Annotated in this window: 15 protein-coding genes; 5 read left to right on the top strand and 10 right to left on the bottom strand. The window is 59.8% G+C overall.

What is annotated here, in order from left to right; translation table 11 throughout:
• The gene (locus tag TU81_RS17165; protein ID WP_038978680.1) at positions 1-891 is read right to left on the bottom strand and encodes a LysR family transcriptional regulator; all 891 of its coding nucleotides are present in this window, start codon (positions 889-891) and stop codon (positions 1-3) included.
• A 103-nt stretch (positions 892-994) separates the two neighbouring features.
• On the opposite strand from TU81_RS17165, the gene TU81_RS17160 reads away from it, so the two are divergent.
• The 4 genes from TU81_RS17160 to TU81_RS17145 all read left to right on the top strand — a co-directional run bounded on the left by TU81_RS17160 (position 995) and on the right by TU81_RS17145 (position 4457).
• The gene (locus TU81_RS17160; RefSeq protein ID WP_008004867.1) at positions 995-1327 is read left to right on the top strand and encodes a DMT family transporter; all 333 of its coding nucleotides are present in this window, start codon (positions 995-997) and stop codon (positions 1325-1327) included.
• A gap of 147 nt (positions 1328-1474) precedes the next feature.
• The gene (locus TU81_RS17155; protein WP_048396123.1) at positions 1475-2650 is read left to right on the top strand and encodes an NAD(P)/FAD-dependent oxidoreductase; all 1176 of its coding nucleotides are present in this window, start codon (positions 1475-1477) and stop codon (positions 2648-2650) included.
• Positions 2647-3459, top strand: coding sequence for an aldo/keto reductase (locus TU81_RS17150; protein WP_048396122.1), 813 nt, complete (start codon positions 2647-2649; stop codon positions 3457-3459). The genes TU81_RS17155 and TU81_RS17150 overlap by 4 nt, the downstream gene beginning before the upstream one ends.
• 32 nt (positions 3460-3491) lie before the next feature.
• Positions 3492-4457: a hypothetical protein gene (locus tag TU81_RS17145; RefSeq protein WP_048396121.1), complete on the top strand. Its 966-nt coding sequence runs from the start codon at positions 3492-3494 to the stop codon at positions 4455-4457.
• 84 nt (positions 4458-4541) lie between these two features.
• On the opposite strand, the gene hldE is transcribed toward TU81_RS17145, so the two are convergent.
• The gene (gene hldE / locus TU81_RS17140; protein ID WP_038978676.1) at positions 4542-5963 is read right to left on the bottom strand and encodes a bifunctional D-glycero-beta-D-manno-heptose-7-phosphate kinase/D-glycero-beta-D-manno-heptose 1-phosphate adenylyltransferase HldE; all 1422 of its coding nucleotides are present in this window, start codon (positions 5961-5963) and stop codon (positions 4542-4544) included.
• 261 nt (positions 5964-6224) lie between these two features.
• On the bottom strand, positions 6225-8024 hold the full coding sequence (gene msbA / locus TU81_RS17135; protein WP_038978675.1) for a lipid A export permease/ATP-binding protein MsbA: 1800 nt from the start codon (positions 8022-8024) through the stop codon (positions 6225-6227).
• Between the two features lie 116 nt (positions 8025-8140).
• On the opposite strand from msbA, the gene TU81_RS17130 reads away from it, so the two are divergent.
• Entirely contained in the window at positions 8141-8782 is a 642-nt protein-coding gene (locus tag TU81_RS17130) for a BUD32 family EKC/KEOPS complex subunit (protein ID WP_038978674.1), read from the top strand.
• A 42-nt stretch (positions 8783-8824) separates the two neighbouring features.
• Here TU81_RS17130 and TU81_RS17125 read toward each other — a convergent pair whose 3' ends face one another.
• The 7 genes from TU81_RS17125 to TU81_RS17095 are packed head-to-tail and all read right to left on the bottom strand — an operon-like array spanning position 8825 to position 16947.
• Positions 8825-9976: a membrane protein gene (locus TU81_RS17125; protein WP_048396120.1), complete on the bottom strand. Its 1152-nt coding sequence runs from the start codon at positions 9974-9976 to the stop codon at positions 8825-8827.
• A gap of 4 nt (positions 9977-9980) precedes the next feature.
• Entirely contained in the window at positions 9981-10748 is a 768-nt protein-coding gene (locus TU81_RS17120) for a glycosyltransferase family protein (RefSeq protein WP_038978672.1), read from the bottom strand.
• A gap of 39 nt (positions 10749-10787) precedes the next feature.
• Positions 10788-11744, bottom strand: a complete 957-nt coding sequence (locus TU81_RS17115) for a glycosyltransferase family protein (protein WP_038978671.1) — start codon at positions 11742-11744, stop codon at positions 10788-10790.
• Positions 11741-13171, bottom strand: coding sequence for a PIG-L deacetylase family protein (locus TU81_RS17110; protein ID WP_048396119.1), 1431 nt, complete (start codon positions 13169-13171; stop codon positions 11741-11743). The genes TU81_RS17115 and TU81_RS17110 overlap by 4 nt, the downstream gene beginning before the upstream one ends.
• Positions 13172-13179: 8 nt before the next feature.
• Positions 13180-14076 carry an antimicrobial resistance protein Mig-14 gene (locus TU81_RS17105; RefSeq protein WP_048396118.1) on the bottom strand — a complete coding sequence of 299 codons (897 nt, stop codon included), beginning with the start codon at positions 14074-14076 and terminating at the stop codon, positions 13180-13182.
• Complete coding sequence (locus tag TU81_RS17100) at positions 14076-15206, bottom strand: glycosyltransferase (RefSeq protein WP_038978668.1); 1131 nt, start codon at positions 15204-15206, stop codon at positions 14076-14078. Before TU81_RS17100 ends, TU81_RS17105 begins: the two co-directional genes overlap by 1 nt.
• Positions 15190-16947, bottom strand: a complete 1758-nt coding sequence (locus tag TU81_RS17095; RefSeq protein ID WP_038978667.1) for a carbamoyltransferase family protein — start codon at positions 16945-16947, stop codon at positions 15190-15192. Before TU81_RS17095 ends, TU81_RS17100 begins: the two co-directional genes overlap by 17 nt.
• Between the last annotated feature and the right edge of the window lie 60 nt (positions 16948-17007).

The raw sequence follows: 17007 nt of genomic DNA, 5'->3' as shown, positions 1-17007 counted from the left end.
TTAGCCGATCGCCTGCAAGTGCACGGCAAAACGTTCCGCCAGCCAACGAGCCGCCGGGCCGAGGGGCTCGTCGCGCCGCCATACCAGCTCGACAATCAATGCCGGCGGCGTCCATTCGCTGCTCAGCTCGACCATCAGATCCTGATACGCGGGGTACTGCACCACATGTCGCGGCAACCAGGCCCAGCCAAGGCCGCGCATCACCCATTCAGCCATCACGTAGAAACTGTCGGCGCGCCAGACCTGCGGGCTGGCCGGCTCGCTGCCGGGATAAACGCTGGACTGCGTGGACATCAGCAACTGTCGATGCTGCGCCAATTGCTGACAATCGACCTGCGTCTGCTTCGCCAAGGGATGCCCCGCGCCGCACACCGTGACCATCTCGACGCTGCCCAATACTCGCCGCTCAAGGGCTTCGGGAATCTGGTCATGATAAAACAGCAAGCCCAGGTCAGCCCGCCGCTCCACCAGTTTGCGCGCCACATCACCTTGGGCGGCGCTGGTCAGCTGCACTTCGAGGCTGGGAAACTTTTCTGCCAGGGCCTCGAAGCTTTCAACCACCGCTTGATAGGGCATTGCCTCGTCCTGAGCCACACGCAGACTCGCTTCCTGGCCGCGCATCATCGCCAGCGCCCGGCCATTGAGGCGTTCGCATTGACGCAGCACTTCCCGCGCCTCCTCAAGCAGGGCGGTACCGGCTTCGGTGAGTCTCGGCTGACGACCACTGCTACGATCGAACAGGCTGATGCCCAAGTCCTCTTCCAGCAACGCAATCGAACTGCTGACCGCCGACTGTGCCTTGCGCTGATCCCGCGCCACCGCGGAAAACGAACGCTGTTCCGCTACGCTGACAAACAAGCGCAGCTGTTCCAGATTCCATTGCATGTTCATGGCTCAACCCATCTTCAGAGCAGATAGGTAATGACTTTACCGCATCTGGCGAATCTCTAGAATGCCGACCTCAGAAAGCAACACTTCACACGAGGATTGACCCATGACCGCTTACTACTACCTGGCCATCGCCATCTGCGCCGAAGTGATCGCTACCGTTTCGATGAAAGCGGTCAAGGGTTTCAGCACGCCACTGCCGCTGCTGCTGGTCATCGTCGGTTATGGCATTGCTTTCTGGATGCTGACCCTGGTGGTGCGCAGCGTTCCGGTGGGCGTGGCCTACGCGGTGTGGGCCGGCATGGGGATCGTGATGGTCAGCGTTGCGGCGCTGTTTATCTACGGGCAGAAGCTGGATGTGCCGGCGATGCTGGGGATGGCGTTGATTGTGCTGGGCGTGGTTGTAATCCAGTTGTTCTCGAAGACTGCGGGGCATTAACTGTCGCAACCAATCCCCTTGTGGTGAAGGGGATCCTGTGGCGAGGGGGCTTGCCCCCTCGCCACAATGGTTCTCTTGATCGCCAGCAAAACCTCCAATCTATGAGTCTGTATACTGCGCCCTCGTCTTGAACACTGAGGTCGCTGCATGCCATCTGTTATTTCCACCGACGTTCTGATTGTCGGCGCTGGTGTCGCCGGCCTCTGGCTGAATGCGCGTCTGCGCCATCAGGGTTTTTCGACCGTGCTGGTGGAAAGCGCCAGCCTCGGTGGCGGGCAGAGCCTGAAGTCCCAGGGCATCATCCACGGCGGCGCCAAGTACGCATTGCACGGTGCCCTGACCGGCGCCTCGGAAGCCATCGCCGACATGCCGCGTCGCTGGCGTGAAGCGCTGGCCGGCGACGGCGAACTGGATCTGTCCGGCGTACGCGTGTTGTCCGACGCCCATTACCTATGGTCCCCCGGCACTCTCGCCGGCAACCTCACCAGTTTTTTCGCCAGCAAAGCCGTGCGCGGGCGGGTCGATCAAGTTAAAGGCGATCAATTGCCGCCAGCGCTGCAAGACAAGCGCTTCAAGGGCAAGGTCTATCGCCTGACGGAACTGGTGGTCGACGTGCCGAGCCTGATCCAGCGCTTGGCCGATCTGGCTGGCGACGGTCTGTTGGCCGGTCAGCACATCGAACCGCTGCTGGAAAACGGCGAACTGGTCGGCTTGAAAGTCGACGAACGCGAGATCCGCGCCCAGCGCATCATTCTCAGCGCAGGTGCCGGCACCGCCGACCTGCTCAAGGCACTGGGCCTGAGCCAACCGGCCATGCAGCGTCGCCCCCTGCACATGATCATCGTCAAAGGCCCGGGCCTCAAACCGCTGTACGCCCATTGCCTGGGCGGCGGGCCGAAGCCGCGCGTCACCGTGACCACTCACCCGGCCGCCGATGGCCAGTGGGTCTGGTACGTGGGAGGCGACATCGCCGAAGCCGAAGGCGTGGCCCGCGATCCTGCGGAGCAGATAGCCACCGCGCAGAAAGAACTCGGCAACCTGCTACCGTGGATCGACCTGAGCACCGCGCAGTGGGCGACCTTGCGAGTCGAACGCGCCGAGCCGCTGCAATCGGGCCTGACTCGCCCGGACAATGCCTTCCTCGCCGAGCAGGATCGCGTGCTGGTGGGTTGGCCGACCAAACTGGCCCTGGCGCCGGACTTCGCTGACCGCGTCCTCGCAGCACTGCAACGCGACGGCATTCAGCCGAGCCATCCGGTGCCGCTGCCGGAACTGCCAAAACCGCCGATGGGCGTCCCTGCCTGGGAGCAACTGCTGCCATGAGCCAACCAACCCTGCACGACTTTCATCGCCCGTTGGGGAGCACCGGCCTGCTGGTTTCGCCCCTAGGTCTGGGCACAGTGAAACTCGGCCGCGATCAAGGGGTGAAATACCCCAATGGCTTCCAGATCCCCGACGATGACGAAGCGCGCATGCTGCTCAAACTCGCGCGCGACCTGGGCATCAACCTGATCGACACCGCGCCGGCCTATGGCCGCAGCGAAGAGCGTCTCGGCCCGTTGCTGCGGGGTCAACGTCAGGATTGGGTGATCGTCAGCAAGGTTGGCGAAGAGTTCGCCGACGGCCAGTCGCACCACGACTTCAGCGCCGCCCATACTCGCCTGTCGGTGGAGCGCAGCCTGCAACGTCTGGAAACGGATGTTATCGATCTGGTGCTGGTGCACTCCGACGGCAACGACCTGGCAATCCTCAATGACAGTGAGGTCTATGCGACCCTTGCCGAGCTCAAGCGCGAAGGCAAGATTCGCGGTTTCGGTTTTTCCGGCAAAACCGTCGAAGGCGGCTTGAAGGCTCTGGAACAAGGTGATTGCGCGATGGTCACCTACAATCTGAACGATCAGAACGAGAAGCCGGTCATTGACTATGCTGCTGCTCACGGCAAAGCGATCCTGGTCAAAAAAGCCTTGGCCAGCGGCCACGTTTGCTTGAGCCCGGGCGTGGACCCGGTACGCGCCAGCTTCGAGTTGTTGTTTGAACACCCGGGTGTGGCCAGTGCTATTGTCGGGACCATCAATCCGCTGCACCTCGCCCACAACGTCGCGACCGTTGCCCAGGTCCTTCGTAGCAACTGATGCCGCCCACGCGGCCTTAAGCAGGAGCCGACATGCCGCGTACGCTGATAAGAAAGAACCCGAGCAACTTCAAGACCCTGCCGTTATTCGTCGAAGCGACACCCGAAGGCCTGAGTTACCAGAGCGTCGGGATGCCGTTGAATTTCTCCCAGACTTTGCAACGCCGCCGTCCGGTAACGGTGCCCGACGCCGAGCGGTTCGCCCTGGAGCTGGCAAATCTCGGGGTCTCGGTGCGCCTGACTCTGCATTGGCAGAATCGCGATTACTGGGTGTTGGTGCGTCAGCGTCGGCAGGACCGCGGCGATGTGGTGCTCAAACTGATCTCGGGTTATGTGCCGGCCCATGAACTGAACCTGCCGCTGCACACGGCGACCCAGGAAATTGCCGAAGAGTGCCTTCTGGAAACCCCGGAAGGCTGGCTCAGCGGGCGTTTCAACGACACCTGGCTGCCCGCGCCCTACTCGTCCGCCCTGCATTACCGCGAAGCCCTACCGTTTCGCCTGACACCGCTGTCCGGCTCGGCGCGGCCGGTGCGCTGCGCCAACATGCCGCTGATCGAGCGTCCGCGGGCCTACGTGCATTTACCCACAGCATCGCTGCAATTGATCTATGACTTGCGCCTGGACGTGCCCAAGGAAGCCAAATCCCTGAGCCTGTTTCATGTCGACGAACGACTGGAGGGCGATCAATTGGTGGCCCGGCTCGATCGAAAACGTCCCGATTTGTATCTGATGCCACTGCAGGACGGCCAGCCGATGGCCGAGCTGTACACCCTGAAAAAGGATCAGCTCTACCCGGCGAGTACCCGCGGGTTGTATCTGGCAGAGAGTTTTGCCCGGCAGGAAGGGTGGCTGGTGAAGGATGAGCGGATTCGCTGGAAGGACTGGGTACGGCAACAGGGTTTGAGCCCGCCGGGGAAGGATTCCGGTTTAGCCCGCCTTCACGGAAAAGCAAAACAACTGCTGAAAAGAATCGTGCCGCGCAAGGCCGCACGATAGAACCTTGTGGTGAGGGGGCTGTTGTGGCGAGGGGGCTTGCCCCCTCGCCACAACAAGCTCCCTCGCCACAGTGACCGCGCCGTTTCAGTGATTGCGGATTTTCTCGACAATCGCCGTGGTCGAGCTGTTTTCCACCAACCCCAGCACTTTCACAGTCCCGCCGTAAGCAGTGACGATGTCTGCGCCAACCACCTGGTCGATCCCGTAATCGCCGCCCTTGACCAACACATCCGGCTTGACCTCGCGCAGGAGGTTTTCCGGGGTGCCTTCAGCGAAGCTGATTACCCAGTCCACGGCGCCTAAACCTGCCAGTACAGCCATGCGACGGTCGACGCTGTTGATCGGCCGACCCGGCCCTTTCAAGCGGCTCACCGACGCATCGTCGTTGACCGCCACGATCAGACGATCGCCTTGGGCACGCGCCTGTTCGAGGTAGGTCACGTGGCCGGCATGCAGGATGTCGAAGCAGCCATTGGTAAACACAATTTTCTCGTTGTGCGCACGCGCGTCATCGACCGCCAGCAGCAGCTGCTCCAGCCCCAACACTCCACGCTCGGAACCTTCTTCACGCTGGATAGCACGACGCAATTCCGGGGCACTGATGGCCGCGGTACCGAGCTTGCCGACCACGATGCCCGCCGCCAGGTTGGCCAAGGCCACCGCGTGGGGCAGTTCTTCGCCAGCGGCGATCGCCGCCGCCAGGGTAGAAATCACCGTGTCACCGGCGCCGGTCACGTCGAACACTTCACGGGCACGGGCCGGCAGGTGCAGCGCCGGATGATCCGGACGCAGCAAGGTCATGCCGTGTTCGCCACGGGTCACCAGCAACGCGCCGAGGTCGAGGTCGTGCATCAGCTGCGCGCCCTTACTCACCAATTCGTGCTCATCGGCGCAACCACCGACGATGGTTTCGAACTCGCTGAGGTTCGGGGTGATCAGGCTCGCGCCGCGGTAGATCGAGAAATCCTTGCCCTTGGGATCGGCCAGAACCGGAATCCCACGGGCACGGGCAGCCTGGATCAGCACCTGATGATTTTTCAGCGCGCCTTTGCCATAGTCGGACAGCACCAGCACCTTGATGCCTTCGAGCAGTTCGTCGACTTGCTCGCCCAGCGCCAGGGCGTCGGTTGCGAAAGGTTCTTCGAAGTCGATACGCAGCAATTGCTGGTGGCGGCTCATCACCCGCAGTTTGACGATGGTCGGCTGGTGCGCGATGCGCTGGAACAACGCCCGCACGCCGGCGCCCTTGAGGCTATTGACCAGGCTATCGGCAGCCTCGTCATCGCCGGTCACGCCGACCAGCGAGGCCGGCGCACCGAGCGCGGCAATGTTCAGGGCAACGTTGGCGGCACCGCCCGGGCGGTCCTCGATTTGCTCGACTTTGACTACCGGTACCGGTGCCTCAGGGGAAATCCGTGAGGTACCACCATGCCAGTAACGGTCGAGCATGACATCGCCGACCACCAAGACAGGGGCTTGATCGAATCGCGGCATGGACAACTTCATGGAGCAACCCACATACAAAATGAACAGGGGCGCGATATTAACACAGGGTTGGCGCTGGCTTGTGTGACGGCTGCAACCGGATGAATCGGCAGCAGTTTTTGCTCATTAATTGAGCAGAAATACCGATAACCGACGACAGACGTCCGCCAGTTGCAGCGCCCGGGTGTCGATTTCGCACTTCGCTGTCAGTGGATACAAACCACCGGACGCATTGCACGCCGGTGAACACGAGGGTGAGTCAGGCTCACCCTCGTATCGGGGTCAGGCGATGTCTTCAGCCGGGGCGTCGAGGCCCATCGCATGCAGGCGCGAGTAGTAGCCATTCTGCGCCAGCAGTTGAGTGTGGGTGCCACGCTCGACGATTTCGCCGTGATCCATGACCAGAATCAGGTCAGCCTTCTCGATCGTCGACAGACGGTGAGCGATCACCAGCGTCGTGCGACCTTTCATGACTTTATCCAGCGCGGCCTGAATGTGCCGCTCGGACTCCGTATCCAATGCCGACGTCGCTTCATCGAGAATCAGCAGCGGCGCGTTTTTCAGCAAGGCACGGGCGATTGCCAGTCGCTGACGCTGACCACCGGAGAGCAGCACACCGTTCTCGCCGACATCGGTGTCCAGCCCTTGCGGCAACTGGGCGATGAAATCCATGGCATAGGCGTCTTCGGCAGCTTTCTCGATATCGGCACGCGGCGCGCCGGCCAGATCACCGTAGGCGATGTTGTTGGCCACCGTGTCATTGAACAGCGTGACGTGTTGCGTCACCTGGGCAACATGACGACGCAGGTTGCGCAGGCGATAGTCTTCGATTTCCACGCCATCGAGCAGGATCTCGCCGGTTTCGTGGTGATAGAAGCGAGGAATCAGGCTGGCGAGGGTCGACTTGCCGCTGCCGGAACGGCCCACCAGTGCGATCATTTGCCCCGGTGCCGCGGTGAAACTGATGTTTTTCAGCACTTCACGGTGGGTTCCCGGATACGTGAAGCTCAGGTTACGCACCTCCAGGTGACCATTGACACGATCTTTCGCGACCGTACCCTTGTCCACCTCTGGCTCGACATCCAGTTGTTCGAAAATGCTTTCGGCTCCGGCAACGCCTTTCTGGATCGTCGAACTGACTTCCGATAGCTGCCGAATCGGCTTGGGCAACAGACCCGCCGCGGTAATGTATGCCACCAGGTCACCGGCAGTCGCATCGCCGCGCAGGAACAGCACCAGGAACATCAGCACGGCCATTGCGCTGTAGATCACCAATTGCAGCATGGGTGTGTAGACAGCACCGGTCTTGGTCATGCGCAACTGCTTGTTGGTGTTGCCCTGGCTGGCTTCGGCGAAGCGGCGCTCTTCATAGCTCTCGCCACCGAAACTGCGCACAACGCGATAACCCTGGATGGTCTCGGACGCAACGTGGGTCACGTCGCCCATGGCCACCTGAATCTTCTTGCTCTGCTTGCGGAATTTTTTGCTGGTGCTGCTTACCATGATCGCGATGAGCGGCAGGATCGCCAGCATCACCAGGGTCAGTTTCCAGTTCATCCACAACAGGTAGGCAAACAGGAACACCACGGTCAGGCCTTCGCGGATCACTACCTTGATGGCGTCGGTGGCGGCGCCGGTGACCATGGTCACGTTGAAAGTGATGCGTGAAATCAGGTGCCCGGAGTTATGGGTGTCGAAATAACGGTTGGGCAGTACCAGCAGCTTGTTGAACAGCTCAACGCGCAGGTCGTGCACCAGCCCCAGCGAAACCTTCGCCAGGTAGTAGTTACCAAGAAACGACCCCAGACCTTGCCATGCGGCGATCAGAATGATCAGCATTGGCACAGCCATCAATAGCTGCAAGTCCTTCAGATAAGGCACATTGGGAAAGAGCACTGCTTCCGGGTTGCTCAGGCCATCGACGAAATATTTGAGAATCCCGGCCAACATGGGCTGCGTCGAAGCAAAAATCACGAAGCCTACGATACTGATGGCGAACATGCCCATGTACGGACGCACATACGACAGCAGGCGCAGGTAAATCTTCAAGCTCGACGGCGCAGGCGAATCAGGGCTAGTCATGAGAACCCGTTGTATGAGAAAAGAGCCCGCAAGTGTAACACAGGCCATTTTAGTCACTGAGCTGCGGTAACATGGCCGGCTATCCATGCCTCACAGCGTCGACCACTGGAGTATTGATGCAAGCGCTTGACCATACCCGATATCTCGCCCTGCGCGAGGGAGCACAAGTCCTTGAAGCGGATGGTTCGGGGGACAAGGTTCTGCGATTGACGGACGGCTCAATCCTCAAGCTGTTTCGCCGCAAGCGCCTGCTGACATCGGCTGCCTGGTATCCATACGCCAAACGCTTTGCCGACAATTGCGATGCGTTGCGTGAACGGCAGATTCCCTGTCCGTCGATTCGCCAGGTTTATCGCATCCCGAGCATCGAGCGCGATGCCGTGCATTACGACCCGTTACCGGGCCAGACTCTGCGCCAACTTCTGGATATCCAAGACGATGCCGATCCATTGCGCGGTCAGCTGGGGGCGTTCATGGCCACTTTGCATGAGCGCGGGATCTACTTCCGCTCCGCACACCTTGGCAATATCGTGCTCACACCTGAGCATCAGCTGGGGCTGATCGACATTGCCGACATGCGGGTTTATCGCCGTCCGCTGCGCAAGACCCTGCGGCTGCGCAACTTCAAGCATATGGTGCGCTACCCGCAAGACCGCCAATGGTTGCTCGACGGTCGCGGCGAAGTCTTCATAGACAATTATGGTCAGACCCAGAGCATCTGCTCCCCGGAGGAACTGAGCATCGCCTTGCAAAAATGATCCAGACACCTTCGCCCCCGGAGCGGGGACGGAGGTCAGGTATTACGCCAGCGCCTGGCGCTGCGCTTGCAGCGCTCGCCCGAGGATCATCGCTGCAGGCAACAGGACCAGCGGCCATAACTCGTCCGGGTTACCGATCAACAGGCTGCCATCGAAGTTCAGCATCACCAGGGCACACGCCAGGTAGACGCCCCACACATCGCGCAGACGCCAGGCCTGCCAAATAGTGCTCGCCATCAACACGACAAACAACGCCAGCGCCACCGCGCCACTGTACAGCCCAAGCGCCACATAAATGTTGTGCGGATGCTGAATCGGCATCCAGCCGTCAATCAGCTGGGAGGTGTGGAAGTTGATGCCACAGCCCAACATCCAGCCGCAGTTCCGCCACTCGCCAACCATGATGTTAAAGATTTCGATACGGTAAGAATCGCCTCGAGCCCAGAGCGACTGATACCACGCTTCGTTGTGCACCATCAGAACCAGCAGGCCCAGGACCACAACCCCCAGCGCCACGACACTCCCCACCAACCGCGGCTTGTGGTAAAGGCCGTAAAGCAACCAGACGCCCAACAGGAATACAACCCCCACCAACGCTGTGCGCGCCTGGAGTATGAAGACCACCGCAAATATCGAGAAGACGACGGCCACCGCCCCTTCGATCAACTTTCGCTCCCTAATCCAGATTGGCAACGCCAACGCCAACGCACAAAGCAGCCAGATGCTGGCGTAGATAACATTCTGCAAGCGTGCCGGAAGCAGTGCCACCCGGCTACCGACAGCGTATTCACCCGATACCCAGCTGTAGAGTGCGCAGCCAAAAATGTACAACGCCAGAATCCAGAATTGCCCGCGAACAAACACAGGGCTGCGGAAAAACTGTGGATCGGTGAACGCACCGATCACCATCACGAACATCCAGACATAGAAGACGTGTTTGAAGAACTGAAACTGCCCGGCAATCGTCGCAGGCACCAGAAACCACAGAATGAACGCCGTCCAGACCCACACCAACGGCTGCTTGAACAGGCCAGAGCCTCGTTGCTTGATCAGGAGGACCAGGCCTGGCAATACCATCAGGCCGTAAAACAGATTGTTGGTCCACTTGGACGACCAACCGACCACAAAACTCAGAAGAAACAGACAGAGTGCCGCTCCAAAATACGACGCAATGGTGATCTTTCCGGGTTTCATGCCGCTAGATTCCATGAAGCACCCAACCCGTTGCCAAGCCGATAATAAGGACCGCTATCAGCTTGAGCCGATCGAGACGCTTGCGCTTCAACTTGTTCACACGCTCCTGTGGAACCACCACATGCTCACCGAAACCGGTATGCAATACCGCGTCGTTTTCCAGAATCAACGCGTAGCGGTTTGCCCCGGCATACAGGCGCGACAGGTCTTTCTCTCCGGAGAACCCGGAATACGGTGCATGCAACAGGTAATCCGCGCGACGGCGTAGCCCCGGGTTAAAGGAAAAACCCTGCCAGTCGGCTTTGTGCGAGCCCAGCACGTAGAAAGGAATGCCATGGCTGACTTTTCGTTCGCCCAGGAACACATAAGGACTGTGAACCATCAGGTCATGATTGAAGCTGCGCAACCACACCTGAAGCGCCTGTGGATCTTCTTCCAACAGGCGTTGGGATTCTTCGATAAACCCTTCGCGATAGAAATCCCAGTCGTCTTCGCAATGGAAAATCCACGACGTCTGCACCTGAGCGTAGGCGGCATCGATGGATCGCAACTGACCCAGACGCGGATTGTTGATGAAGAACTGGGTGTGCGCCCTCCAGTGTTCCGGAATACAGGCCTCTACGGCACTGTCGCCGGAGTCCTCGGTAATGAACACTTTATGAATGGGGGCCGTGTTGAACCGGTCAAGTGTCTCCAGAGTCCGCTTCAACAAATCGAAGCGACCGCAACTGGTGATGACGATCGAAATGTCGCTAGTCTCACTGAACAGCATTTATATGCACCGCACCATTGATTGTTTAATCGCCCGGCTTTACAGCCCCAGCGACAAGCGTAGTTTTTCTTTCCAGCTCAGCGGGACATGCTTGCGCAGCGGCGCCCGCATGGCATCGACAATTGCATGCCCCACCGCCCGGAAGGTGTAGCGCTGCTCAACCAGAGCCTGCCCGGCCAACGAAATGGCCTCGGTCAGCTGCGGGGACGCGCGCAACACGGCGAGTTTCTCTTTGAGTTCATCGCGCGTTCGATAGAGCACAATATTTTGCATGTCGACAAAGCCCAGCGCGCGATTCTCTGCTTCCCCTTGATCGTAAGCAAACAGCACGCAACCACAGGCCATGGCCTCGAAATTCTTGATCATGTATTCGCCCATGCCGACATCGGCACTCACGAAATAACGGATCCGGCTCAACGTCTCGCAGTATTCCTCACCCGACTTGGTGCGCGTGATCAACAGGTTTTCGACCTCGGCCACCGACTCGAGCATGGCCTTGCGACCGGCATACGCCACACTGTTGAGGCTGCCGACGAAGCCCAGCTCGATATCCCGTTCGCGCTGGCGGTTCTGCAACAGCGCCTGGTCGTAGCCCTTGGGCACGAAATGCGCGTCAAAACCTTCATCACGCAAGCGCTCGCTGACCATGAAACCCGAACTGATCACACGTGCCCAGGGCAGCTTGCGGTAATGGGCGCTGAACTTGCCGGTGTATTTGCACGGGATGTAGTTCTGATACGCGTCGTGTTCGAGAATAACCAGATTGGGCAGGGTCTGTATGAACCTCACCTGTCTGATCTCTTTTTTGAAGCGCAGGAACAATACGATCCGGTCATAGAGGGTCACATCGACGTGCTTGCGAAAATACCCACGCAAGTCGTCCTGCTCCGCACTGGTCAATTCACGCTTGTCGCAATCGCATTGCTCGGCGATACCGTCATACAGGCGATCGAGGATCGCTCGTTGCTCTTTCTGCACCAGAAACAGAACTTTCAATTGGTCTCTCTCTTTCCAGACAGCTCTTGGACCCAGAACAACTCGTGACGTCGCACCGTTTTACGGAAAAATTCGTTCTCACCGAATGCCGGCCAGCGCCGAGCCACCAGGCAACGCTGCAGCGCCCGGCGAAGCAAACGCTTGAAGGGAAGCCGGGGCTGAAGGTCGTGCATCATGCCCAACGACATTGCCTTGTGCCACTGATTTTCGGTCGACAGACAAAGCGTCCAGGGACGCAATGGTTCATGCATCTCCATCTGTGGCGGCAGTGCCACCCCTGTGCCAGCGTCGCCCATTGGCCAGCGATCGTTGTCGTGCAAATGATTGGCGTAATGCAACAAAGTGTCGGGTTGCCAGGTTGTGCCGCTCAGTGCCTGCATCACTGCCTGCTGCGAGCATAGATGGTCTGGATGAGGGTCGAAGCGCGGATGCGGCAAGACAATGACCTGAGGCTCGATACGTTCGATCAACTCGCGCAGATCTGCCAGCAGATTGTTCCAGGACGGCAGGCCATCAACGTCACTGCCCAGGGCAAACGGATTGAACCGTCGGAAATATCGGGTATCGCCAAGCTGTGCCTCACGGGACGCTACGGCCTCGGCCGGCACGCTCTGCATGGCCGGCAATTGCAGGCAGAAGTAACCCAGTTGAATACAGCGCTCCTGAGGCACCCCTCCCCACAACGGCACGCTGATACTGTCCCAGGCACGCAACGAGCCTTTCAACCGGGATGCTTCGACGCCATCGAGCCCCATCTGTCGATAGTGCCCGGCCTCGATTTCACCGGCGGTCAAGGTAACAATCCAGCTCTCACTCGCGCCGCTGTACAACCCGAATGCGGCCAGCTCGGCATCGTCGGCGTGGGGTGCGATCACCATCACCCGCTGACGGCGGTAGTCCGGATGCTCGAGCGCCCAGAGCACGGGCTCGCCGAGCAATCGGCAGAAACGCCCGCGCAATCGCAGCTCACCTCGCGACAGCACCTGCGCCTGACCCGTGAGGTTCAGGTAACGCAGGCCATTTACACCGCGCTCAAAGGTTTGTCGGTCGGGATTATCGCCACCCGACAACTCGACCACGGGATCGATAAAGCGCCCCAGCCACGTGCTTTTTACCCGCAACGCCAGCACCAGCGTAGCGTCATCGACCAGCATGACGCCCTCATCCAGACGCAGCCGCTCACCATCCAGATAAATCTTGGGCTGCGGGGTGTACGGCGGGAAGTTGTATTGATAATCGTCTTTTGGCGAATAAAACAGATGGTCGGCGAACCACGCCTCATGGGCAACCCAGCCCAGCACCGCAAGCACCAGCGGCAGCCACCAGGCAACCAGCACGCCAATAGCGATCAACAGCATCAGCGCAATCAGCAGGCCTATGCGTTTGTTGCGCCGATGGCGCTTGAGCAGTTGCTGTTTGCGGCTCATGGGTTGGCTCATACCGTGAAGACCGGCACAGAATTGCACCAGCGGTCCTTGTACTCACGGTCGGTCCGACCAAAGGAAAACCGCAGGGGTTTATTCAGCGCGCGTGCATGTTCCCAGGCGCTTTGGGTGTTGAGAAAACTCAGTACGCTGCCGGGGCTGAATTCGCGGGTCTCGGGATCGACACCGCCGTTGACATACTCGACGCTGATCCACTCCGGCGCCTCGACGCGGTACACCAGTTGAATCGCAATCGGTGCGTCGTTGAGGAAAATCACCGAGCCTATGAGCAACTCGCGCAACAGCTCGATCACCTCGCCCATACGCTCGGCACCGGTGGCCGGGAAACCCCAGCGACGCTGGAACAGGTCGCAATAGATAGCCGCCAGTTCGCTGCTGGAAAACTCGGTAACCGGCCGCGCTACACCACCTGCCTCTTCCAGAAGACGCAATTCGCGACGCTGGTTGTAGCGAAACTTCTTCGACAGCTCTTCAGGTGTCCTCGCCATGGCCAGTTGTTCGGTCTGCAGCTTGATGCCGGTAAAACGGCCTTCGCTCAGCGCCGACAGATAACGCCCGCGATGACGCAACGGTGCCTGGGCATCCGCGGCAGCCGGCAGGATCAATTCAGCATTGCCGAGGTCGAACAGGCCCTTTTTACCGCTGCGCTTGAGCACGTCCTTGGACAGCGCCAGGTCGCGACCCCAGGTCGGGATGGCGGCTTTCACTTCGCCGTTATGTTCCCAAGCCAGATAGCGCACCGGAATGTCAGCCAACTGTGCCAGACGCTCGACCACCAGAGGATGAGTCGCGACACTGCCGCCAAAACGTTGCCAGGCTTGTGCATAAGTCGATGCGTCGACCTGCGCCCAGCCACGTTCGCGCCAGCCTTGAAATCGGTTGAGCATCAGCCCCTCGGTGCCAGTTCGGTGACATGCGGCAAATGCCAGAAAGCATCGCGTACCGCGCGATCGGAGAAGCGCTCACGCAAGCGGTCAAACATCAGCTCGGCACATTGGCGACGCTGCTGCTCGTCCATCGCGGCCAGATGCTGCAGCCCTTGAGCCAAACGCTCGGCATCGCCCAACGGAAACAGAATGCCGACGCCTTCGACCACTTCCCTGGCCCCGCCGCACGCGGTCGCGAGCAACGGCACACCGGCGGCCATGGCCTCCAGCAACACCATGCCGAATGGCTCGTGATCGGAGCTTAGGGCAAACACATCGAAAGCACAGAAGTAACGACGAGCATCGGGCACCTGGCCGAGGAACAGCACTCGATCGCCGATACCCAGCTCGCGCGCCAAAGCCTTGAGGTCCTGTTCCAGCCGACCGCTACCAAGGATCACCAACTGACTGTTGGCCGGTAACCTCGGCAATGCCGCGGCAAAACCGTGCAGCAGCGTAGCCTGATCCTTGTCCGGATGCAGGCGCCCGACGTTGCCGACAATCCAGGCATCCATCGACAGACCGAGAGTTTCCCGGGCCTCACGAACCGATACCTGACTGGACTGCAACGCCTGCACATCGATACGGTTATACAGCGTCTGAATCCGCTCGACCGGCCATTTCGGCAAACAACGGCGCATGTCGTCACGCACCGCATCGGAGACCCCGAGCAGGCTCAGGCGCTTGCGGAAAATATTCGCGAACAGTTTGCGGGTGCCGCGCTGGTAATCGCCAAACGCGTGATGCACGCCAATGACCGGCAACGAAGTGCCGAGCAAGGCGATGTAGATCGGTTTGAAACGGTGAGCAATGCAGAAACTGAAATTGCGCGAGGCGGCGATCTTGCGCAAATCGCCGATGGCGCCCAGCTTCAGGCCACGAATGGCCTTGGAGCTGTATTCCATGAACAACACTTCATCGGAAGCGCAGCTCGCGGCGACTTCGGCATCGGCAGCCCCGGTCAGAAACACCGTGGTCACTCGATAACCGGTCCCCGCGAACAGGCTGGCGTACTGCCGGGCGCAGTCCAGAAACGGCCCGTCATAGCCGTGGCAGAACTGCAGCACATGGCGCTCAGCCGAGCGTGTCATAAGCGTCCGCGCCTTCTTTGACCACCAGAATGTCTTCCATGATCAGGTACTGCAGGTCGGAACCGAAGAACATATTCAAGGCGTCGGTCGGTGAGCAGATCATCGGTTCGCCACGACGGTTCAGCGAGGTGTTCAGCGACACGCCGTTACCGGTCAACACTTCCAGCGCCTTCATCATGTCGTAGTAGCGCGGGTTGTATTCGCGCTTCAACACCTGGGCCCGGGACGTGCCATCTTCGTGGACGACTTCCGGCACGCGGGTCTTCCACTCTTCAGCCACTTCGAAGGTAAAGGTCATGAATGGCGCCGGGTGATCGATCTTGATCATCTGTGGCGCAACGGTGTCGAGCATCGACGGGCAGAAAGGCCTCCAGCGCTCGCGGAACTTGATCTGATGGTTGATGCGGTCAGCCACGCCAGTCGCGCTCGGGCAACCGATGATCGAACGACCGCCCAAGGCGCGCGGACCAAACTCCATGCGCCCCTGGAACCAGGCCACCGGATTGCCATCGACCATGATCTTGGCGATGTTTTCCGGCATGTTCTCGAGCTTGCGCCAAGTTGGCTTGCTCGGATGACGGGAGCACGCGGCAATCACGTCTTCGTTGCTGTACGACGGGCCGAGGTAGACGTGTTCCATCTTCTCGACCGGTACGCCACGGGCATGGGACACGTAAGCCGCCGCGCCGACCGCGGTGCCGGCATCACCGGACGCCGGTTGCACGAACAGTTCTTTGACATCGTCGCGAGCGATGATTTTCTGGTTCAGCTTGACGTTCAACGCACAGCCACCAGCGAAGGCCAGCTTGCCGGTTTCCTTAAGCACATCGCCCAGGTAGTGGTCGATCATCTGTAGCGAGATCTTTTCGAACAGCGCTTGCATGCTCGCGGCATAGTGGATGTACGGCTCGTCGGCGATGTCGCCTTCGCGCTTGGGCCCCAGCCACTCGATCAGCTTCGGCGAGAAGTAGAAACCTTTGCCCTTCTCTTTATAACGACGCAGGCCGATGACGTTGGCGTAGTCGGTGTTGATCACCAGCTCGCCGTTCTCGAACGAGGCCAGACGCGAGAAATCGTATTTGTTGGCGTCGCCGTACGGCGCCATGCCCATGACCTTGAACTCACCGTCGAGCATCTCGAAACCGAGGAACTCGGTGATCGCACCGTACAGGCCGCCGAGAGAGTCCGGATCGAAGAATTCCTTGATCTTGTGGATCTTGCCGTTTTCGCCGTAGCCGAAAAAGGTCGTGGCGTACTCGCCCTTGCCGTCGATCCCGAGAATCGCGGTTTTCTCTTTGAAACCGGAGCAGTGGTAGGCGCTGGAGGCGTGGGCCAGGTGATGCTCGACCGGCTCGATCTTGATTTTCTTCGGATCGAAGCCCAGTTGCTCAAGGCACCAGACAATCTTGTTGCGATAGCGCTTGTAGCGACGGTTGCCCATCAGGATCGCATCGAGGGCGCGGTCCGGGGCGTACCAGTAACGCTTGGCGTAGTGCCAGCGAGCCTTTCCGAACAGGCTGATCGGCGCGAACGGAATCGCCACCACGTCAACGTCGGACGGCTTGATGCCCGCCTGCTCGAGGCAGAACTTCGCCGATTCGTAAGGCATGCGGTTCTTTGCATGTTTATCGCGCACGAAGCGCTCTTCTTCAGCCGCCGCGACCAGCTTGCCGTCGATGTACAACGCTGCGGAAGGATCATGGCTAAGGGCGCCGGACAGGCCAAGAATCGTCAATGCCACAGGGGTCTAGCCTCTTTAGTCTGCATGCAGGCGCAACGCGCCTCAAAATTAATGTGCCCT

It is taken from the genome of Pseudomonas lini (assembly GCF_001042905.1).
GTDB classification, from domain to species: Bacteria; Pseudomonadota; Gammaproteobacteria; order Pseudomonadales; family Pseudomonadaceae; genus Aquipseudomonas; species Aquipseudomonas lini.
Note: the sequence above shows the minus strand (reverse complement) of the source record. Positions and strands in the feature narration are given on the sequence as shown.

Excerpts from the sequence above, each read along its gene's own strand:
- TU81_RS17165 (WP_038978680.1), bottom strand. The coding sequence starts at position 891 with ATGAACATGCAATGGAATCTGGAACAGCTGCGCTTGTTTGTCAGCGTA.
- TU81_RS17160 (WP_008004867.1), top strand. The coding sequence starts at position 995 with ATGACCGCTTACTACTACCTGGCCATCGCCATCTGCGCCGAAGTGATC.
- TU81_RS17155 (WP_048396123.1), top strand. The coding sequence starts at position 1,475 with ATGCCATCTGTTATTTCCACCGACGTTCTGATTGTCGGCGCTGGTGTC.
- TU81_RS17150 (WP_048396122.1), top strand. The coding sequence starts at position 2,647 with ATGAGCCAACCAACCCTGCACGACTTTCATCGCCCGTTGGGGAGCACC.
- TU81_RS17145 (WP_048396121.1), top strand. The coding sequence starts at position 3,492 with ATGCCGCGTACGCTGATAAGAAAGAACCCGAGCAACTTCAAGACCCTG.
- hldE (WP_038978676.1), bottom strand. The coding sequence starts at position 5,963 with ATGAAGTTGTCCATGCCGCGATTCGATCAAGCCCCTGTCTTGGTGGTC.
- msbA (WP_038978675.1), bottom strand. The coding sequence starts at position 8,024 with ATGACTAGCCCTGATTCGCCTGCGCCGTCGAGCTTGAAGATTTACCTG.
- TU81_RS17130 (WP_038978674.1), top strand. The coding sequence starts at position 8,141 with ATGCAAGCGCTTGACCATACCCGATATCTCGCCCTGCGCGAGGGAGCA.
- TU81_RS17125 (WP_048396120.1), bottom strand. The coding sequence starts at position 9,976 with ATGAAACCCGGAAAGATCACCATTGCGTCGTATTTTGGAGCGGCACTC.
- TU81_RS17120 (WP_038978672.1), bottom strand. The coding sequence starts at position 10,748 with ATGCTGTTCAGTGAGACTAGCGACATTTCGATCGTCATCACCAGTTGC.
- TU81_RS17110 (WP_048396119.1), bottom strand. The coding sequence starts at position 13,171 with ATGAGCCGCAAACAGCAACTGCTCAAGCGCCATCGGCGCAACAAACGC.
- TU81_RS17105 (WP_048396118.1), bottom strand. The coding sequence starts at position 14,076 with ATGCTCAACCGATTTCAAGGCTGGCGCGAACGTGGCTGGGCGCAGGTC.
- TU81_RS17100 (WP_038978668.1), bottom strand. The coding sequence starts at position 15,206 with ATGACACGCTCGGCTGAGCGCCATGTGCTGCAGTTCTGCCACGGCTAT.